This is a genomic window from Streptomyces sp. NPDC004031 (genome assembly GCF_053604375.1).
On sequence record NZ_JBSGHL010000054.1, the window covers coordinates 9883 to 30055 of the forward strand.

Annotated in this window: 11 protein-coding genes and 1 tRNA gene; 4 read left to right on the forward strand and 8 right to left on the reverse strand. The window is 71.1% G+C overall.

The features are described from left to right. Nucleotides 1-371: 371 nt before the first annotated feature. Together ACWERV_RS28270 and ACWERV_RS28275 are read right to left on the reverse strand one after the other, a co-directional pair. Entirely contained in the window at nt 372-6629 is a 6258-nt protein-coding gene (locus ACWERV_RS28270; RefSeq protein ID WP_452938337.1) for an RHS repeat-associated core domain-containing protein, read from the reverse strand. Between the two features lie 602 nt (nt 6630-7231). Beyond that, a complete protein-coding gene (locus ACWERV_RS28275) occupies nt 7232-8011 on the reverse strand; it encodes a transposase family protein (protein WP_452938268.1) in 780 nt (259 codons plus the stop codon). A 99-nt stretch (nt 8012-8110) separates the two neighbouring features. On the opposite strand from ACWERV_RS28275, the gene ACWERV_RS28280 reads away from it, so the two are divergent. Both ACWERV_RS28280 and ACWERV_RS28285 read left to right on the forward strand, forming a co-directional pair. Further along, a complete protein-coding gene (locus ACWERV_RS28280) occupies nt 8111-9178 on the forward strand; it encodes a transposase (RefSeq protein WP_452938271.1) in 1068 nt (355 codons plus the stop codon). Between the two features lie 40 nt (nt 9179-9218). Next, nucleotides 9219-10109: a tyrosine-type recombinase/integrase gene (locus ACWERV_RS28285; protein ID WP_452938273.1), complete on the forward strand. Its 891-nt coding sequence runs from the start codon at nt 9219-9221 to the stop codon at nt 10107-10109. 196 nt (nt 10110-10305) lie between these two features. On the opposite strand, the gene ACWERV_RS28290 is transcribed toward ACWERV_RS28285, so the two are convergent. Together ACWERV_RS28290 and ACWERV_RS28295 are read right to left on the reverse strand one after the other, a co-directional pair. Then, a tRNA-Pro gene (locus ACWERV_RS28290) sits at nt 10306-10379 on the reverse strand. A 98-nt stretch (nt 10380-10477) separates the two neighbouring features. Next, nucleotides 10478-11026 (reverse strand): hypothetical protein, encoded by a 549-nt coding sequence (locus ACWERV_RS28295; protein ID WP_452938275.1) that lies wholly within the window; start codon nt 11024-11026, stop codon nt 10478-10480. A gap of 259 nt (nt 11027-11285) precedes the next feature. On the opposite strand from ACWERV_RS28295, the gene ACWERV_RS28300 reads away from it, so the two are divergent. Together ACWERV_RS28300 and ACWERV_RS28305 are read left to right on the forward strand one after the other, a co-directional pair. Continuing rightward, nucleotides 11286-14396 (forward strand): glycoside hydrolase family 2 TIM barrel-domain containing protein, encoded by a 3111-nt coding sequence (locus tag ACWERV_RS28300; RefSeq protein ID WP_452938278.1) that lies wholly within the window; start codon nt 11286-11288, stop codon nt 14394-14396. Next, nucleotides 14393-15010 carry a GNAT family N-acetyltransferase gene (locus ACWERV_RS28305; protein WP_398179118.1) on the forward strand — a complete coding sequence of 206 codons (618 nt, stop codon included), beginning with the start codon at nt 14393-14395 and terminating at the stop codon, nt 15008-15010. The genes ACWERV_RS28300 and ACWERV_RS28305 overlap by 4 nt, the downstream gene beginning before the upstream one ends. Before the next feature lie 59 nt (nt 15011-15069). On the opposite strand, the gene ACWERV_RS28310 is transcribed toward ACWERV_RS28305, so the two are convergent. The 4 genes from ACWERV_RS28310 to ACWERV_RS28325 form a co-directional block, all read right to left on the reverse strand. Next, nucleotides 15070-16236, reverse strand: a complete 1167-nt coding sequence (locus tag ACWERV_RS28310) for a site-2 protease family protein (protein WP_452938282.1) — start codon at nt 16234-16236, stop codon at nt 15070-15072. 153 nt (nt 16237-16389) lie between these two features. Then, the gene (locus ACWERV_RS28315; protein ID WP_452938284.1) at nt 16390-17520 is read right to left on the reverse strand and encodes a PP2C family protein-serine/threonine phosphatase; all 1131 of its coding nucleotides are present in this window, start codon (nt 17518-17520) and stop codon (nt 16390-16392) included. 81 nt (nt 17521-17601) lie between these two features. Continuing rightward, complete coding sequence (locus ACWERV_RS28320) at nt 17602-18852, reverse strand: MBL fold metallo-hydrolase (RefSeq protein ID WP_452938287.1); 1251 nt, start codon at nt 18850-18852, stop codon at nt 17602-17604. Nucleotides 18853-18905: 53 nt separating this feature from the next. Beyond that, nucleotides 18906-19808: a GNAT family N-acetyltransferase gene (locus ACWERV_RS28325; RefSeq protein ID WP_452938290.1), complete on the reverse strand. Its 903-nt coding sequence runs from the start codon at nt 19806-19808 to the stop codon at nt 18906-18908. Nucleotides 19809-20173 lie beyond the last annotated feature (365 nt).

The following is a 20173-nucleotide window of genomic DNA, read 5'->3' on the forward strand; positions in this document are numbered from 1 at the left end:
GCCCCACAGGCTCCATTGCACGCCAGGAATTTCTTACTCCGGTTGCCGCAGAAACCCCAAACCCCGAAAGCCAGCCGTGACGGAATCGCGCATTCAAGGCCAGCAATTCGACTACAGTCCGCCATCACGCGATTACGCCTTGCGCGATAGCGGACTAGCTTCTGCAGCGTTATGGCTTCTGTACGCTTCTACGCATTAGCAACCCAGCGGCAGTGCCGACGATGATGCCTGGAACAGGATAGCCCCAGAACGGCAGGCTCGGCGCCGCCAGGTATACGAGGAACATGACAGTCAGGCTTATAGTGGCCGATACCACTGGCACGACATGAACCCATGTGCGATTACCGATCTTCATACCGCGTCCCCATTTTTCAATTCCACTCTACGTAGATCATTGACGCCACACATGCACCGACGAATGCCCATACGCCCGCCCGCAGGGCCTTTTCCGTAGCCGTTTTCCACGCCGGAATCCCGGCGCCAGCACCAATTCCCACGCACGCCCTAAAGTAGTGGTTTCGGCTGACGCTTCGTCCCCAGTTCCACGCCTTTCGTGCGTAGTGCCGGGTACGGCGGCTGATCCAGGGCCACGTTCTGTTTGCATGGCGGCTGGTCCATCCCCAGGCGTGCTTGGCTGAGCTGCCCCAGTGATGCAGCGGGTTGAAGCGGTCGACGTGGAACGGGTTGTGCCAGTGCGGGTGGGGGAACTGTCCGTCGAGGTCGTAGCAGCTGATGGGATCGGCGTTGCAGTAATCGTAGGCGTTGGCGCTACCACCTGAGATCGGGTCGAGGGACAGGAAGCGTCCGGTGACTGTGTCGTAGAGGCGGACGCCCATGAGGATAGCGCCGGTAGGTGTCTCCGACGAGCGTTGCTTGCCGCCGAGCCAACCATAGCGGGCGGCTGTGGTGCCGTCCTCGGGGTTGCCGAATTCGTCGTAGGCCAGGGCCATTGGTGCCACCGTGGGGTCCAGCGGGAGCTGGACCGTGGCATCTCCGTGAACGTCGGTCATCTGGAGGACCGTGCCGCCGGTGGCGGTGGTGGCGTCGAGGCCGCCGTCGATGCCCTGCACATCGCGGGTGACAGTGCCGGCCGCGTCCTCGGCGGTCCAGTCGGGGCTGTCGGAGTCACTGCCGTAGTGGTTGGTCTTCGTTGCGGTCTGGGTCCAGGCGCCGGTGCTGTTGGTTTCGGTGGTCCAGGAGGCCAGGCGCTGGGCGGCGTCGAGGGTCCATGTCTGGCGGTTGGTGCCGTCGGCTGAGGTCTGCTGGCGGACCAGGTCGTTGGTGTAGTAGCCGATCGATGCGTTCGAGGCTTGGGTGGTGGTGCGGCCGAGGGCGTCGTAGACGGTGCCGGTGGTCTGGAGGCGGTCGGCGCTGTCGTAGGGAGTTGTCGTGGTCGTCGCGCCGGTGGAGTCGCAGGCCGCACCTGGGGCACTGATGGAGGTGGCCAGGCTGGTGCGGTTGCTGTTGGGGTCGAAGCCGTAGGTGCGGCGCGTGCAGGTGTCGTCGGCGGCGGTGTCGTCGGTCTGGGTCAGCCTGCCGGCCGCGTCGTAGGTGTAGGTGCGGGCGTGGGTCTGGCCTGCGGTGTCGGCGTCGTCGAGGACCTGGCCGTGGACGGACTCGTCGGTGGCGTCGGAGGCGATGACCGTGCCGTCGCTGTCGCGGGTGTAGACGCGTGAGGTCTCCGCTCCGGTCTCGTCTCGGGTGACGGTGAGGCTGTAGCCGCCGGGCAGGGTCTCGTCTGCCACCTCGCCGTCGGAGTCGTACGAGGCGGTGAAGGTACCGGCCGCGGAGTCGGTGCGCGAGGTTTCCAGGCCCCGCGGGTCCTGGTCGGTGTCATAGGTGTAGGTGGTGGTTGAGGGGGCCGAGTCGCCGCTCATGATGGGCCGGTCGAGTTCGTCGTAGGAGGTCTTGGTTGTGTTGCCGTTGCCGTCGTTGTAGGTGATCTCGCGGCCGAGGTTGTCGTACGTGTGGGTGATGGTCTGGCCGCCCGCGCTGGTGGTCGCGTCCTTGCCGGTGGCCGGGTCGTACGTGGTGACGGTGTCCGGCACTGCCGTTCCGGTTCCGCCGGTGACGGTGGTGCCGGTGTCGCGCCCTGCGTCGTCGTGGCTCGTGGTCGTGGTGCGGGTGATGCCGTTGGCCGCTTCGGTGACTGCCGCGGTGTTGCCCCACAGGTCGTAGGTGGTGGTCGTGGTGGGCAGTTGGGTGGGGTTGGTGCCGCCGCCGGTGATGGCGCCTGCCGGGCCGACGGAGCAGACGAGGTCGGCCCACTCGGGACGTCCGTTGCAGGTGCCGGTGCCGGAGGCCGACCAGTAGGTCGTGACGGTGGCTCCTGCGTCGCTGCCGCTGGACATCGGCAGAGTGGTCTTGACCACGCGGCCCTGCGCGTCGTATGCGGTGGTCCTGACCAGGTCGAGTCCGGCGGGGTCGGTGACGGTCTGGTTGGACAGGCCCTTGGCCCAGTCGTATCTGGTGGTGCTGGTCCGGACGTCGCCGTCGGTCGGGTAGCCGTCCACGCTCGCGCCGATGGTGACGGTGGTGGATTGGTTGGCGACGGTCGCCGTCCCGTCGTTAGGACGGCCCTGGTCGTAGGAGGTCACCGTGTGCTGGCGAGCCGGCACCGAAGATCCTGCAGGCAGGTCGGTGCCTCCGGCTCCTGCGGGCAGAGGCCGCGCGAGGGTGACCATGTGCAGCGGACCTAGCTCTTCCAGCTCACGCTGGCCGACGTTGGCCGGGTCGGTATCCTTGTCGGTCCCGGCATCGGCCGCGATGCTGTCGGAGTTGTAGACCGACGTGGTCGAAAGCAACTGCGCCCGGTCCGCTGAAGACATGCTGTCGATGCCGAGTCGCTGCTGCTCGGCCAGACCGCTGCCGTCGGTGGCCAGTGCCAGGTCCAGGTTGGAAGCGGACAGCTGACGCACCGTGTTGCCGAAGCGGTCGTACTCGGAGGTGGTGAGGTATCCGCCGGGTGCGATGGTGTTGACTTCTCGGCCGGACGCGTCGGTGTAGGTGATCGTCGCCCGTTCGTACGCGCCCCAGTAATTCTGGGCTCCGTTGTGGCTCGGGGGCTGATGATCGGGGGGGAAGACGGCGGTGGCGTCGGTCGGGACATCGGTCTGCCCCCAGTCGGCAACGTCGGTGGTGTCCATGTAGTAGGGGGCGCTGCCGCCGGTCAGCGGCACGTTGTAGACGACGCTGGTGATGGCTTTGCCGCCGTCGGTCTGGCTGGCGCTGCCCGGGGTCAGGGTCGGCCGGGAGGCTTCGACCAGCATGCCGTCGCCGGCGGTCGGTGCGCTACCGACGATGCTGTAGGCCAGTGTCCAGGGGAGTTCCCCGGGCGGGGTGAGGGTGGTGATGCGCCCGGCGCTGTCGTAGGCGTAGGCGGTCTTCAGTTCGGGGTTGATCCTCGGGTCCCATTCCTGCCGCAGCTTGCCGGTGGTGTCGTAGGCGTACTGGGCCACTGCCACTGCGGTGGAGGCCGGTGCGCCCGGGGCGGTCGCCCACAGCCTGACCTGGGAGACCTGGCCGGTGTAGTTGCCGAAGGCTGATGTGGTCGCCGTGGTGGCTGTCGCGTAGACGTACTCCAGTACCCGGCAGCCCTTGGTCGCGGGTGTGGCCGCGCACGTGGACTGGGCGGCCGCCGAGGTGGGTGCGATCACGTACTTGGGCCGGGCCAGGATTGTGCTTCCGGAGGTGACCTTTTCCGAGACGACCTGCGTGGTGGAGTTGGTGGTCGGCAGGAACGTCGACGTCACCTGCCAGGCGGTCGCGGACGGGTCGACCTTCGCGAACGTCGTGGTGGTCCCGTCGTCGTCCTTCAGCGTGAACGTTCCTGTGAGCGACCCGGTCAGGGAGAGGTCCTCCGCGCCCAGTTCCGGCTTCCAGCCGCCACCGGTGACGGCGGTGAACCCGGTTGGGTCCCCGTCGACGTCGACGAGCGCAACCGAGGTGTTCGACGTCTTGTGCAGGTAGGACCAGTCGGAGTCGGTGATCTCCGCGGTGGTGCCTGCGGTCCACTGCGGGCCGAAGATCGCCACCTGACCCTCCTGGGCCGTTCCGTTGGCCGGACGGCGCGAAGAGGCGGTGCGGGTGACAGTCATGTCGAACCCGGAGGCATCGGTGGCGCTGATGCTCGCTTCACCGGTCAGAGCATTCACCGATGCCGGACCCACGCTCAAGGAAGGAGCGGAGCCCGCGTTGCGGTCCACGATCACCGTGTTGGCCGGGGAGTTGTCGCTGGTGGAGCCGTCGGTGAACACGGCGCGGACGTCCACCGGACCGTCCTGGGCCAGCGTGGTGGTGATGTCCCACGTCAGCCCGGCAGGGAGGCCGCCGGAGGCCGGAAACGGCCATGCCGTGAGCGTGGAGCCGTCCGACTGGCGAACATCGGCGGCCGGCACAGCGTGCCAGGTGTCGGTGTCACCAACCCGGTACTGGTAGGTCACCCCCGTTTCGGTCGTTTTGCCTTGACCGGTGAGGGAGACCCGCCGCGCCGGCCGATCACCCTCTGCCGGGGTCAGCAGCGCGGCTCCGGAACCGGCGTAGAAGACGTAGGAGGTGGCTGCAGAGATGTTGCCCGCCTTGTCGTGCGCAGTTGTGCTCAAGGTGTGCTTGCCGGCCCGGAAGGTGATCGTGTCGGAGACAGCAGATCCGGTGGTGGCGTGGGTGTGGGCGGCGCCGCCGTCGAGATTCCACACGACCGAGCCCACATCCGTGGTGGGAGGGGTGAAGGTGAATGTCCCGGAGAAGTCCCCGGCGGCGTCCGCTGTGCCCGACCATGCGTTCGCCGGGAAATCCGACGACGCCACTGCTGTCGTGGAAGGTGCCTTCGTGTCGATGGTCAGCGGTTGCGCGGCGGTCCATGCGGAGTAGTCGTGCCCGTCGTAGGCGCGGATCTTCCAGGTGTAGGCCCCGTCGGACAGCGCCGTTCCGGGTTTCCACGTGGCAGCCGTGCCGGAGCCAACGAACGCCGAGCTTCCGGACGCCTTGACCGTGGTCCCGGACAGGATCTGGTAGTCCAGTCGGACGGTGTCGCTGTTGGCGTCGGTGGACTTGGCAGACAGCACCGGGGTGCCGCTGGCCGCGTAGCCGGCTGTGGCTGACGGTGAGGCCGAGAGGGCTGTCGGCGTTCCGGGCGGGGTGTTGTAGGTGATGGACAGCGACGCGGCGCTGGAGAAGCGCTTCAGCTGGGCGTCATTGGTTTCGCTGCTGTTGATCAGTACGAAGCTGATGTTCTGCCAGTGGTTGGCTGCAGCGTTGCCGACCTGGTTCATGAAACTGAACGTCCCCGGAACGGTGGCGCCGTTGCAGGCAGGGCCGAAATTCACCGAGCTCTGCTGGGTCACCTTCCCCGGGGCATTGGTCCAGTTCGTCGAGCTGTCGAAGCCGTTGGTGGACCAGGCCTGCACCGCGTAGGAGGAGCTGGAGCAGTCGGACGACTTGCTCTCTGTCAGCTTCATGTCGGCGCTGAGGACGGTACCGCCCCAGATCGCCGACGGGATGCTCACCCGGTAGTAGGTCCGCTCGATCCCCGTCGGGGCTGAGAAGCCCTGGTAGCCGACGCCGTTGCCTCCGCTGGGCGTGCTGTCGTAGTTCGACGTCGTCGCGTAGGCCTGCTGCACCTCGTTCCAGTGCAGCGTGCTGCCGCTGGCCGGATGCGGCACGTACGCGGGGTCGATGTAGACGGGGAAGACCGTCGACTTCGCCGACAGAAGGGAGCGGTCGGCGACCAGGTGCAGCTTGTGGTCCTTCAGCGTGGCCTTCACCGGCGCTTGGTGCGCCAGGGATCCGGGCCCCTCGGCGCTGGACCGGCTGCCCGCCGACGGCTGGGTCTTGGCATCCGCCCCGTGGGCGGGTGCCGTGACACCGCTGCTCGTCTCGCTGGTAGGTGTGCTGGTGGCGCCAGGGACCGTTGCCGAGTCCCACATCAGGGGCGCCGGCGAGTTGACAAGCAGGCGACCTGCGCTGTCCTTGATGGTCATGTTCCCGCCGGAATCGGTCACCGCGGTCACGCCGTTGCTGGTCGATACGGCCTGCGCCAGGTCAGTCAGGCCCGGGTTCGAGGCAGCCGCGGCGGTCTTGACCACCAACGTCTCCTCCACCCCGCCCCGGGGATCGGCGGTGACGTGCAAGTCCACCCCGTCCAGGACGCCCGCGTAGATCGCGGTCGCACCGGACAGCGACGGGGCCGGCAGCGTGGAGGGCCAAGTCAGCGAAATCGACTTGCCGTCGACCTCCATCGTCGCCAACGCCTTCGAGCCGCCGCCGGACAGCACCAGTCCGGTCTCGGCCGCCACGGGCGTGACAGTGCCGTCGCTCCGCAACTGCAAAGTGGCGTCCAGGTCCACCCATGATCCCTGCCGTTTCGTCCATTTCGGCTGCGCGAACGCGGTGTAGGTCACCGTGCCGTCAGCGTTCACAAACGTCTGCGACGCGTCCGTGCGCTCACCCAGCGCTTCGATCTGACGGTGCTGCAACTGGGCCATCAACCGCGCAGACGGCAAGTCCTGCGCCTGCGCCGGGCCCAGCGCCGTCGACCGTGGTGCTGCCGTGGCGGGTGCATCCGCCCGGGACAAGGCCACTGCCACGCCTGAATCACCGGCCACCACGGCCGCCTCGACAACCAGCGCCATCACCGTCACACACGCGATTCGTCGTAACCAGCGCTCTGTCGGCGAGCCCGGCCACGACACCGCGGACCTGCCCGACCGGCCGCCGCCCGGCGCACCGCGCCGGACTCTCCCCCAACTTCTGGACACGCAATCCCCTCCCACACGGCTGAGCCACAGCTCAGAAGGCCGACGAATCCTCACACTCCCTCAGCGCCCAGCAAAAGAGGGCAAAAGTCGCCATGGCGCACAGTGAACCCGGTTGCCCAAACATTGACCATGAGTTTGTACATTTACGGTAATCACGGCGGGACCACGGCAGGCGCGCATCTCTGCGAACGGGCAAGCTTCTTCAAGTACGAGTAAATAAACCGCACATGTCTGTGGCAAAGGCCATACAGCTCAGCCCGATTGGAACGCTGACCTCCGACAGGTCACGCCTGGGAGACGTCTCGGTTGTTGCCCGCATCCGGCAGCACGCCCCGAAACGTGACAGGCGTCGGCCGACCCGCGGCCTGCTATGGCGTGTATCGAAATGGCTTGGGAGACTGTTGGTTCGTCAGTCCCTAACGAGCTCGTGCATGGTTGTTGGCAGCGCGTGCTTGAGTGGTGTCACGGCTTGTTGATCATGCTGCTCGTCGTGCGGGGAGGGTGGGTCGGGTGGACTGGTCGGCTGCTTGCTGGTCAAACAGAAGGCCGGCGACGGCTTGGACTGTGTCGGGCAGATGATGGCGGTGGCCGTGGTGCCGGGCGAGGGCTCGCCAGTTCTTGAGATGGGCGATGCCGTGCTCGACGGGGATGCGCCGTGAGGAGTGGGCGAATCGGGCCTGTTCGTGGTGGGCCATGAGCCATTGCAGGTGCTCCAGGTGTTTGCCGCGGCGCTTTCTCGGCTGCGTGACGACCTGGCCGTAGGTCTGCGCGGCCAGACCCTGATAGCCGGCGTCGGCGAGGATCTCCAGGTCGATCGTGTCGGCCAGGAGATCGACCAGGCCTGCGTCACGGACTTGCGTGATGTCAGCGACGGAACCGGCCCGGACCTTGCCGCAGAAAAGGATCCGGCCACGGGCGTCGGTGACAACCAGGGCCTTCATGGCGTTCATCCGGCTCTTGCCGGACACGAACCTTGCCCGTCCGGGCTGATGTGCTGCCGGACGCCTGACCCGGATCTCAGTGGCGTCGATGATCCCGGCCTGTCCCGCGGCGCCGAGATGGGCGACCACGTCGGCCAGGGTCCGAAGCCTCACGCCGGCTGCGATCCGGCAGCCCCGGTCGGTGAGCAGCGGACGGATCTCGCCGACAGCACGGGTGATGGTCGAGCGGTCCACACCGAACCAGCAGGCCAGCACGTCGTGAGTAACTGCGTGTCGTAGGTGTACCAGCGTCGCCAGCAGACGGTCGACGAACACCAGCTTGTACTTCGCGCCCCGTACTGCTTCAAAATCCCTTCACAATTGCTGACCTGGTCTGATGCTCCCAACCGGACGACCATCCGGCATCATCGCAACGTGCTCGTACGGATGATCTACCTACTGGCCACCCGGATCTTCGCCTGGCTTGTCCTTCTGTGCCGATCCTCTTCTGCAAAGAACGCCGAGATCCTGCTTCTCCGGCACGAGGTCATGGCGCTGCGTCGACAGGTCGACACCCCGAAACCGACCTGGCCAGACCGCGCCCTGTTCGCAGCCTTGGCCCGGCTGCTGCCGCGGATCCTGCGCAACCATCGGATCGTCTCTCCGCGCACTCTGCTGACCTGGCACCAGCGCCTGGTCAAGCAGAAGTGGACCCAGCCCAAATCGCCAGGACGACCACCGATATCCGATGAGCTGCGCGAACTCATCATCCGGCTCGGCGTCGAGAACCCCCGATGGGGCGCCCGCCGCGTCCACGGCGAACTCCGCCGCCTCGGGCACAGGGTCAGCGCAGCCAGCGTCCGCCGCATCCTGCGTCAGGCCGGCCTCGGACCCGCACCGCGACACCAGTCGCCCCGCGGCGAGTGGGCGGCATTCCTAAAAGCCCAGGCCGACGGCCTGCTCGCCACAGACTTCTTTCACGTGGACACCATCGGGCTGCAACGGCTGTACGCCCTCTTCGTTATGGAGATCGCCACCCGCAGCGTTCACATCCTCGGCGTCACCGCTCACCCCACCGCCGCCTGGGCGAACCAGCAAGCCCGGCAACTCCTTTGGCAACTCGGTGCCCGCGCTGCCGACTTCACCCACCTCATCCGCGATCGCGACGCCAAGTTCACCGCCGCGTTCGATGCCGTCTTCGCCAGCGAGAACATCGCCGTGACCAAAATTCCCCCGAGGAGCCCGAACTGCAACCCGCACGCCGAACGCTTCGTCCGGTCTGTGCGCGAGGAATGCGCTGACCGGCTCCTGATCTACAACCGCGGCCACGCGCACAAGGTCCTTCACGAGTACGCCACCCACTTCAACCGACACCGACCACACCAGGGCCGAAAGCAGCTCGCTCCCCTCGACGACCCGAACATCATCCCCCTCCCTGCAACCCAGATCGAACGGCGGCAAGCGGTCACTGGCCTTATCAACGAATACCACCGGGCAAGTTGATCAAGGGGAAAGGTCCCAGGTCAGAGACAGTGAGGCCGTTTTGAAGCACTACGCGGTGACCATGGTGACCAACGGCGCCGTGGACCGCACCGCCTACGCCTGGATCGCCGACGGTGTGGGCCGCTCCTCGGTCAAGAACACCCTCGCGGTCCTGGTGCGGGTCATGGAGCAGGCCGTCCGCGACGGGCTGATCACCTTCAACCCCGCCCGCATCAGCGGCTGGCAGCGCCAGTACCAGCTCGCCCAGGACGAACTCGACGACCCCCGCTCTCTCGCACTACGCGACTGGGACGCCCTCCAGGAACTCGCCGCGGCCCTCGTCGCCCGCTCCCACGACCACTACCAGGGCTGGGGCGACGTCGTCGTCTTCGCCGTGTGCACCGCGGCCCGCATCGGCGAAGTCTCCGGCGTCCGCGTGCAGGACATCGACACGACGCACTGGATCTGGACCGTCCGCCGCCAGACCACCCCCTCCCCCGGCGGCCTCGCCGACAAGAACACCAAAGGCAAGACCGCCCGCCCCGTCCCCATCATCGAAGAACTCCGCCCGACGGTCGCCGCGGGCATCCTCGCCACCGGCGGCCGCCCAGACGCCAGGCTGTTCACCGGCCCCCGAAGCGGCCGCATCACCACCGCCGTCCTGCGCGACGCCACCCACTGGGACGACGTCGTCCAAGCCCTCGGCCACGAACACCTGCGCCGCCACGACCTGCACCACACCGGCCTGACATGGATGGCCGACGCCGGCGTCCCCCTCCACGTCCTGCGCCTCATCGCCGGACACGGCTCCCTCCACACCACCCAGCGCTACCTCCACCCCGACCTGCAGTCCATCACCCGAGCCGGCCACAGCCTCAGCAACCAGCTCACAGGCACCCGCACCCCGCCACCACCCCCGCCCGCCCTCGCGGCAACACTCCGCCGACTGTAGGAAGTCCACAATCCGCCACTCCGCGACCAGATACCTGGTCCCCAAGAAAACGCACCCTGACCTGCGGGTTTTCTTGAGCCACGGTCCCCCGGCGGTCCCCAGGGACTGACGCACCATCAGTTGGAAATCGTTCCCGAAAATGCCGAAGGGCCCGCTGACCTGGACAAATGCCAGTCAGCGGGCCCTTCGTGCACCGTCGGGACGACAGGATTTGAACCTGCGACCCCTTGACCCCCAGTCAAGTGCGCTACCAAACTGCGCCACGTCCCGGTGCTTGGCCGTTTTCCGGGGTGATCCCGGGTGGCCGTGCACGAGAACAATACCGCACCTCGGGGGGTGTTCGCTCGCACCCTTGGGTGGGGTGGGGGTTACGCAGGGTCGGCGGGTGGTGACGCGGGTGGGGTGGTGGGGGGAGCGGCGGGAGTGGGGGTGGAGGGGGTGAGGGTGTGGCGGCGGGCGTCCTCCGCGCTGTTCTGGGCGCCCAGGGTGCCGAAGTAGAAGCCGGAGACCGTGGCCAGCACGGTCATCAGGGCGGTCACGATGGTCTTGCGGAGGTCGCCGGAGTCCGCGCCGGACGAGAGCATCGCGACCGCCAGGGCGAAGCCGACCAGGGCCAGGATCAGGATGGCGATGACGCTGCGGGTCAGGCCGCGGACGCCGCGGGGCTCGCGCAGGTCGCGGAGGAAGTCGCGGACCTCCTCGTCGGTGGCCGCGCGGTCGATCAGCTGGTCGGTGAGCTGCTGGCGCCAGGCCGTGGCCCGGCGGACGTCCATGATCAGCGGTACGACGGCGACCGCGGCGATGACCACGACGACCGCCGCGATCAGGACGAAGGCCGGGCCGCCCCTGAGGCCGTGGATCGGCTCCCCGGTGCCGGACGCCGTGGTGACGGCGGTCACGACGGGTGAGTACGTCATGGTGGGTCCCCCCAGTGGTTCCGGGCGGGCAGGATCCCAGTGCCCGGCGGGACGGTCAAGCCCGCGGCCGGTTCCGTGGGGCGGTGGTGGGGGGGGTGGCAACCGCCGTACGGAATGGGGTGGTTGGACATCAGTGGCCGGTACATCTGGCCTTATGGCCGTCGGCTCAGCAGAATCGGTGCTGCGGATCTTCACAGCGGCCCCTGCAAGCGGGAGAGCGCTGTCCGCGGCACGGCCGAGCGACGAAGGAGCAGCGACGATGCACGAGGCGGAACCGTCGGAGGGCCTTGCGTACTACGAGGACCCGGGGCCCGGCTCCGGGGCGGTCGCGCCGCGCGCCTGGTGGGCCGTGTCCGACGCGCGCCGGGTGTCGCTGGGGGGCGACTGGCGCTTCCGGCTCTCCCCCACCGCGCGCTCCGCGGACGACTCCTTCGCCCGGCCCGGCTTCGACGCCTCCGGCTGGGACGTGCTGCCGGTGCCGTCGCACTGGGTGCTGCACGGAGAGGGCCGCTACGGGCTGCCCGCGTACACCAACGTGCGCTACCCCTTCCCCGTCGACCCGCCGTACGTGCCGGACGAGAACCCGACCGGCGACCACCTGCGCAGCTTCGACCTGCCCGACGACTGGCCGGGCGGCGCCGCGGTGCTGCGCTTCGAGGGCGTCGAGTCCTGTGCCCGGGTGTGGCTCAACGGGCAGGAGCTGGGCACCTTCAAGGGCAGCAGGCTGCCGGTGGAGTTCGAGGTCGGCGAGGTGCTGCGGCCGCGCGGCAACGTGCTGGCGGTGCGGGTGCACCAGTGGTCGTCCGGCAGCTACCTGGAGGACCAGGACATGTGGTGGATGCCCGGCATCTTCCGCGAGGTCACGCTGATCGAGCGGCCGGAGGGCGCGGTCGCCGACTTCTTCGTGCACTGCGGCTACGACCACACCACCGGCACCGGCACGCTGCGGGTGGACTGCGAACCGGCCGGCACCCTGACCGTGCCGGAGCTGGGGCTCGACATCCCGACCGGCGAGCCGGTGATCGTGCCCGTCGAGCCGTGGTCGGCGGAGCGGCCGCGGCTGTACGACGCGGAGCTGGCGACCGAGGGAGAGCGCATTCCGCTGCGTATCGGCTTCCGTACCGTCGCCGTCGAGAACGGCGTGCTCACGGTCAACGGGCGGCGGATCCTCTTCCGCGGGGTGAACCGGCACGAGTTCGACCCGGACCGCGGGCGCGCGCTGGACCAGGAGACGATGCGCGAGGACCTGCTGCTGATGAAGCGGCACAACATCAACGCCGTGCGCACCAGCCACTACCCGCCGCACCCGGCCTTCCTCGACCTGTGCGACGAGCTGGGCATGTGGGTCGTCGACGAGTGCGATCTGGAGACGCACGGCTTCGAGGAGGTCGGCTGGCGCCGCAACCCGGTCGACGACGAGCGCTGGACCCCGGCGCTGCTGGACCGGGCGGCGCGGATGGTGGAGCGGGACAAGAACCACCCGTCGGTGGTGATGTGGTCGCTGGGCAACGAGTGCGGCACCGGCGCGGGGCTGTCGGCCATGGCCTCCTGGATCCGCGAGCGCGACCCGGCCCGGCCGATCCACTACGAGGGCGACCTCTCCTGCGCCGACACGGACGTGTACTCGCGGATGTACGCCGACCACGCGGAGTCCGACCTGATCGGCCGCCGCGCCGAACCGCCGCTGGCGGACCCCGCTCTGGACGAGCGGCGGCGCGCGATGCCGTACGTGCTGTGCGAGTACGCGCACGCGATGGGCAACGGGCCCGGCGGCCTGTCGGAGTACCAGCGGATCTTCGAGGCGTACGAGCGCTGCCAGGGCGGCTTCGTGTGGGAGTGGATCGACCACGGGCTGCGCCGCACCGCGGCCGACGGGACCGGGTTCTTCGCCTACGGCGGGGACTTCGGGGAGGAGCTGCACGACGGGAACTTCGTGTGCGACGGGCTGGTCTTCCCCGACCGCACGCCTTCGCCGGGGCTGGTCGAGTACAAGAAGGTGATCGAGCCGGTCACGATCACGGGTGACGCGGCACGCGGCGAGCTGACCGTGGCCAACCGGCAGGACTTCGCCGACCTCTCGCAGCTGACCTTCCGCTGGGCGTACGAGGTCGAGGGCGAGACGGTGGCGTCGGGGCGGCTGGAGGTGCCGCCCACCGGCCCCGGGGAGAGCGCTCTCCTCCCCCTTCCGGAGCAGCCCACGGACGGCCTCGGGCGGGAGGCGTACTGGACGGTGCGCGCAGTGCTCGCCGAGGACACCGCGTGGGCCCCCGCCGGGCACGAGGTGGCCTGGGGACAGTTCCCCGCGGCTACTTTGCTGGGCACCGCCCAGCGCGTGCGCCGGGGCCGCCCGCACTCCCCGCGGACGGGCCCGGACGGACTGACGCTGCTCGGCCCGGGTGCCTTCGACCCCGTCACCGGCGCCCTGCGCAGCCTCGGCGGCGTGCCCGTCGAGGCTCCCCGGCTGGACGTCTGGCGGGCGCCCACCGACAACGACCGGGGCATGCCGTGGTTCGCCGAGTCCCGGCTCGCCGACCGGTGGCGAGAGGCGGGCCTGCACCGCCTGCGGCACCGGGTGGTGCGGGTCGCGGTGGGCGGCGACGCCCTGACGGTCACCTCGCGCGTCGCGCCCGCGGCCGCCGACCGCGCCCTGCAGACCGTGCTGACCTGGAGCGCGACCGGCGACCGGCTGCGCCTGGACGTCGAGGTGACGCCCGAGGGCGACTGGGACCTGCCGCTCCCCCGGCTCGGCGTGCGGCTCGGGCTGCCCGCCCGGCTCGACCGCGTCGAGTGGTACGGCGGCGGGCCCGGCGAGGCCTACCCCGACAGCCGCGCCGCCGCCCGTCTGGGCCGCTGGCGGGCCGCGGCGGACGGACTGGCGACCCCGTACGTCCGCCCGCAGGAGAACGGCGCGCGGGCCGGTGTGCGCTGGGCCGAGTTGCGCGGCGCCGACGGGACCGGCCTGCGCATCGAGGCCGCCGCCGCACGGGTCGCGGCCCCGGCCGCGCCCACCGGGCCCGCCTCCGCCCAGGCAGGGTCCACCGCCGCCCAGGCAGGGTCCACCGCCGCCCAGGCAGGGCCCGCCGGGGAGCCCGGCCCGCACGGCGCCGGCGTGCCCGACTTCTGGCTCACCGTCCGGCCGTGGACCACCGAGGCGCTGGACGCCGCCGAGCACACCACCGACCCGGTACGGGACGGCCGGCTGTGGCTGCACCTCGACCACGCGCTGCACGGCCTGGGCAGCGCGTCCTGCGGGCCAGGCACGCTGCCCGAGCACCGGCTGGACGCCGCCCCCGCCGCCTTCTCCTTCCTCTTCGCGCCGCTCGGCCCCGCCGGGCCGGACGCACCGCCCACCGACCGGGAGCCGCAGTGACCGTCACGATCCGCCCGTACCGCCCCTCCGACCTGCCCGCGCTCTACGACATCTGTCTGCGCACCGGCGCGGCGGGCGGCGACGCGTCCGCCGACTACCCGCCTGAGGACCGCGACCTGCTGGGCACCCTCTTCGCGGCGCCCTACGCCGTGCTGGAACCGGAGTCGGCCTTCGTGGCCGACGACGGCACGGGGCAGCCGGTCGGCTACATCCTGGGCACGGCGGACACGCCGGGCTTCGTCGAGCGCTTCCGCGCGGAGTGGCTGCCGAAGGTCGGCGACCGCTGGCCCGCGCCGGAGGGCGACCCGGCGACGCCGAGCGAGGTCATGGCGTGGCTGCTGCACTGGCCGGAGCGGATGATCGTCCCTGCGGTGTCGGGCTACCCGGCGCACCTGCACATCGACCTGCTGCCGGGCCACCAGGGGCAGGGCCACGGGCGGGCGCTGATGAACGCCTTCCTCGGCTCGCTCGCGGACCGCGGGGTGCCCGCGGTGCACCTGGGCATGCTGACGGCGAACGTCTCCGCGCGGGCCTTCTACGACCGGCTCGGCTTCCATGTCATCGACGTGCCGGACGCGGGCGAGCTGACGTATCTCGGGCGCGCCACCTCGTAGAGCGCTCTCCCGCCGTACGGACAGGGTCTGCCCGTACGGCGGGACAAGACCGGCGTCGTCTAGTGGCTGTGCCCGGCCCGGTGGCCGGTGGGGGGACGCCAGGCGGGCGGGTGGGGGCGCTTGCCCCGCTGCATGAGGCCGAGGATGTCCTGGACGGTGACCATCCCGACGACCCGCCCGTCGGACAGGACCAGGATCGGCCGTCCGGCGCTCAGCACACCGTGTTCCAGGACCTCGCCGACCTGTTCGTCCGGCCGGGCCAGGGTGCAGCTCTCCAGCGGCGCGGCCAGGTCCCGTACCCGCACCTCGGCCGTACGTCCGGCCAGGCCCGCGCGCAGGGCTGCGGGTTCGACGACGCCGGTCGGGCGGCCGTCGAGGTCCGTCACGGGGACGACGGGCTGGCCCGCGGCGCCGGGGGCGGTGTCGGTGAGGAAGCGGTCCACGGTCTGCCAGTCCTGGCCGGTGACCGCGGGCCGCATCGCGTCGCCGACCCGGACCCCGCGCACCGCCTCGGCGAGGGTCGCGCGGCGCACCTCCGCGGCGGCGGCCATGGCGACGAACAGTCCGAGCAGGGCGAGCCACAGGCCCGAGCCGCTGCCCGCGAGGAATTCCAGCCAGCCGCCGACGACCATGAGCGCGCCCGCGACCTGGCCGCAGCGCCCGGCGACACGGGCCGCCCGGTCGCGGTCGCCGCGCACGCGCCAGATCACCGCCTGGAGGATGCGGCCGCCGTCGAGCGGGCTGGCGGGGATCAGGTTGAAGGCGGCGAGCAGGATGTTGGCCCAGCCGCTCCAGGCCAGCACGGCGGCGGGCAGCAGTCCGTGCGGGGCGGCGTTCACGCCGACGGCTGCGGCGAGGAACACCCCACCCAGCAGCGCGCTGGTGAGCGGGCCGACCGCGGCGATGACGCCCGCGGTGCGCGCCTTGGCGGCCGTTCCCATCCGGGTGACACCGCCGAGCGCGAAGACGGTCACGTCCTTGACGTCCACCCCGGCCCGGCGTGCGACGAGGGCGTGCGCGGCCTCGTGCGCGAGCAGGCTCAAGGTCAGCAGCAGCGCCCCGGCCACCGCCCACAGCCCGTAGGCCGTGCCGGAGTGGCCGGGGGCCCAGTCGGGGAGCACCCCGGCGGCCAGTCCGTAGGCCAGGACGGCGACGAGCAGCGGCGCGCTCCAGTGCAGCCGCAGCGGGACGCCGGCGATCCGGCCCAGTGGCAGCGATCCGTTCATCGCACCTCCCGTGCCCGGCCGGCCCGGCCGGGCCGGCCGGGCCCGTCGTGGCAGGTTCCCCCGCCGCGCCGGGCGGGGCGCCTTTCCCTTCCAGTTTGCTCCGCCGCGCGCCCGGCCGGAGCCGCCCGGCCGGGCGGACCTGCGAGGAGGGCTTCAGACGCCGTCCGGGGCGGTCTCGGCCGGGGTGCGGGTGATGGCGAGCAGGGCGGCGTCGTCGGCGAGGCGGCCGCCGGTGTACGCGAGCAGGTCCTGGCTGAGGTGCCGCAGCAGGCCGTCCGGGTCGAGGGCGGGCGGGAAGCCGGCGACGCGTTCGGCGAGCGGGTAGAAGACGCCCTGCGCCGAGCGCGCCTCGATCAGGCCGTCGGTGTAGAGCAGCAGCGTGTCGCCGTCGCCGTACGGGATCGGCTCGTCCTTCGCGCCGCCGGCCACGAGCAGGCCGGAGCCGAGCGGTGGCGCGGGGTCCGTGCACCGGGTGGCCGCGACCCGGCCGTCGGCGCGGATCAGCAGCGGCGGCGGGTGCCCGCAGCAGGCCATCCGGACCTCGCCGCCGCGGTCGGGCACCTCCAGCAGCAGGGCGGTGACGAAGTGCTCGCCGGGGTCCTCGCGCTCGTCCGCGACCTCCTCGATGTCACGGTTGATGCGCTCCTCCAGGGACTCGGCGAGTTCCGGGAGCGTCGGGCAGTACCGCGCGGTCTCCCGGAAGGCGCCGAGGACCGCCGCGGCCTCCGCGATGGCGGGCAGGCCCTTGCCGCGGACGTCCCCGATGATCAGCCGGCTGGTGTCGGGACGCCGCCGGGTGACGGCGAACAGGTCGCCGCCGATCTGGGCGTCGTCCTCGGCGGCGAGGTAGCGCCAGGCGATCCGCAGCGCGCCGACCCGGCCGGGCGGGGGCCGCAGCAGGACCCGCTGGGCGGTCTCGGCGACGAGTCTGGCCCGGGTCAGCTGGCGGGAGCGGCGCTCGCGGACGTAGCTGAAGAAGACCAGCAGCACCGAGAGCAGGATCAGGGCGACGAACTGCCACACCCTGACCACCGTGCCCGCGCCGCCGCCCGCCCAGGTCACGACCGCCTGCCCGCCCGCGGCCACGAGGGCGATCAGCGCGGTGCGCCCCGGCCCGGAGAACGACGCCGTCAGCGCGGGCGCGACGACCAGCATGGGGCTGAGGAAGACCTCCCGGGGCGACACCACGTCGGCGACGGTGATGACGATGACGAGGGCGAACGGAACCAGGAGCGCCAGGCCGGGCGTCCGCTCCGGCAGGTCTTCCAGCCTCCTGAGGTCCATACGCCCGATTTTAGGATGTCCCGCACATTACGGGCACGAGCGCGGCCGCCCCGCGGGTCGGCCCGGCGGGACCCGGTGCCGTCAGGCCTCCGCGGCCAGCTCGGGCACCGCGGCACCCGGTGCGGCGGGGGGCCAGGGCGCCCAGCCGGCCGCGGGGGTGACCGACACGGCCCGCCACCACGGGTCGGGGGCGGGGCAGGCGGCGGGCTCGAAGGGCTCGCCGACGCGCGGGGTCGCGGACTGCTGGCCGGCGGCGCGGGCGGCGAGCATCGTACGCTCGGCGGGCTCGGCCCAGGGGTGGAAGGCCAGGTTGAAGGTGCCCCAGTGGATGGGCAGCAGGACGCCGCCGGGGCGGCCGCCCTGGAGGTCGAGGTGGGCGCGCAGGCCCTCGTCGGGCGTCATGTGGATGTCCGGCCACTGGCCCGGGTCGGGCACGCAGTCGCAGGGCTCGCCCGGCGGGCAGCTCGCGTGGGCCTTCGGCCAGAACTCGCTGTAGGCGCCGATCTGGATCATCGTGGCGTCGAAGGGGCCGTGCTCGGCGCCGATGTCGGCGAAGCCGGGGAAGTAGCCGGTGTCGCCGCTGTGGAAGATCCGGTGGGTGCCGTCGGTGACCGCCCAGGACGCCCACAGGGTCTGCTGGCGGCCGCGCAGCCCGCGCCCGCAGAAGTGCCGGGCGGGGGTGGCGGTCAGGGTGAGCCCGGCGACCTCCGCCGACTCGTTCCAGTCCAGCTCGCGCAGCCGCGCCGCGGGCACGCCCCAGTGCTCCAGGTGCGCGCCGACGCCCAGCGGGACGGCGAACACGACGTCGCTGCGCACGAGTTCGACGATCGTGGGCATGTCGAGGTGGTCGTAGTGGTCGTGCGAGATCACCACCACGTCCACGCCGAGCCCGTTGACGGCGGACAGCGGCAGCGGCGCCGGGTGGACACGCTTGGGGCCCGCGAACGGGAAGGGCGAGCAGCGCTCGCCCCACACCGGGTCGAACAGCACGCGCCGGCCGCCGATCTCGGCGAGCACGGTGGAGTGACCCGCCCACGTCAGCCGCAGACCGGACGCCGGCGGGGTGGCGATGTCGGCGAGCATGGTGGGGTGGACGGGGATCCGCCGCGCGGGCTTGCGCGGGATCCGCGCCTCCTTGCGGAGGTTGGCCGGCAGGGACCTGAAGAAGTCCGCGCCGGGGCCCGTGCCCGTCGCGGTCGGGTTGACGAAGGCGCCGTCGGCGTAGTTCGGCGAGTTCAGGATGCGTTCCAGGCGGGCACCCGTCGGGTCGGCCCCGAACGGCGCGGGGCGCGCTTTCACAAGACGGGACGGCGGACGGCCGGCGCTGGTCACGAGTCCTCCAGGCACACACGATCGTATGGTCGGCGGATCATCCGCCTGTTCCATTATGCGGGGGCGCGCCGATCTTGACCGGGCACACCCCGCCCCTCGCCCGGATCGCGGGCCCCGAGGGCGACACGCAGCCCGTCGCGTACGGGACGGTAGCCCAGCCGGTGGTAGAGGCCGTTGCTGACCGGATTGGCCAGGTCGGTGATCAGCAGGACACGGTGCACGCCCGCGTCGAGCGCGGCCTGCGACACCGCGGTCACCGCGCCGCCCGCATAGCCCCTGCCCCGCTGCCCGGGAGGGGTGTAGACGGCCACCACCCGCACGGAGCCCGCGACTTCGAGGGTGCGCCCGGCCATCGCGACCGGCTCGCCGCCGGGGCCGATCCACAGGGTGCGCAGACCGTGCAGGATCGCGTCGTCGGCGACCGTTTCACGCCCCGGGGTGCCGTGGCCGATCTCGGCGTCCGCCTCCCGCTGCCACCGGATCAGCAGCGCCCGGTCGGCCGCGTCCGCGACACGGGCGTGACCGGGCGGCGCGGGCGCCCGCGGGGTCAGCGTGCCGAGTTCATGGAAACGGATGCGCTCGACGACGCGGTACGGAGCGCGGACCCGCGCCGACCAGGCCTCGGCGAACGCCGTGACTGCCTCGTGATCGCCCCGCACCTCCGCGGGAGGTGCGTCCGCCCACACCGCGGCCAGCTCGTCCGCCGCGGCGGCGGGGGCCCGGGTCAGCAACGGAGGGTGCGGGGGCGTCCGCAGAAAGGCCGCCCGGACGGCCCCGGCGGCCTCCGGGCGCCACCACCCGAAGACGGGCGGCTCCTGACCGTACGCGGCGAGGCCGCGGCGGCGCAGGGTGTCGGTCACCGTCAACAGGACGGAGTTCTCCACCGGATCGGCGAGCAGGAACGGCTCGGCATCGCGGAGGAAGTCGGCGGGGCTGTGGCTGAAGGTCCATCCCATGCGCCCCATCCTCACGCGCCCGCCCCCCACGGCGCACCCGGCTTTCCCACCCACCGCGGCAGCGCAATCGCCTGGCGCCGCACCGGGCTGCCCTTCGCGGTGGTCGCCGCGACCTCCCGCCGGTGACCGGCTGGTCTCCCCCATAGCTTCGCCGGGGAGGTACCCCCACGTGCCCCCGGGTCATTGCCACCTGCGGCAGCAGCCCACCCTCCCCCGGTGGGGGCCGAGCGCGCAGTTCCCCGCGCCCCTACGCCCCAGGCTGCCTCTCACGGTGAGCCTCGCGACCCTCCCACCGTCGTGGCTAATCGCGCCGTTCCTCGCGCCCCTACACCCCAGACTGCCACTTGCGGTGGGCGTCGCGACCT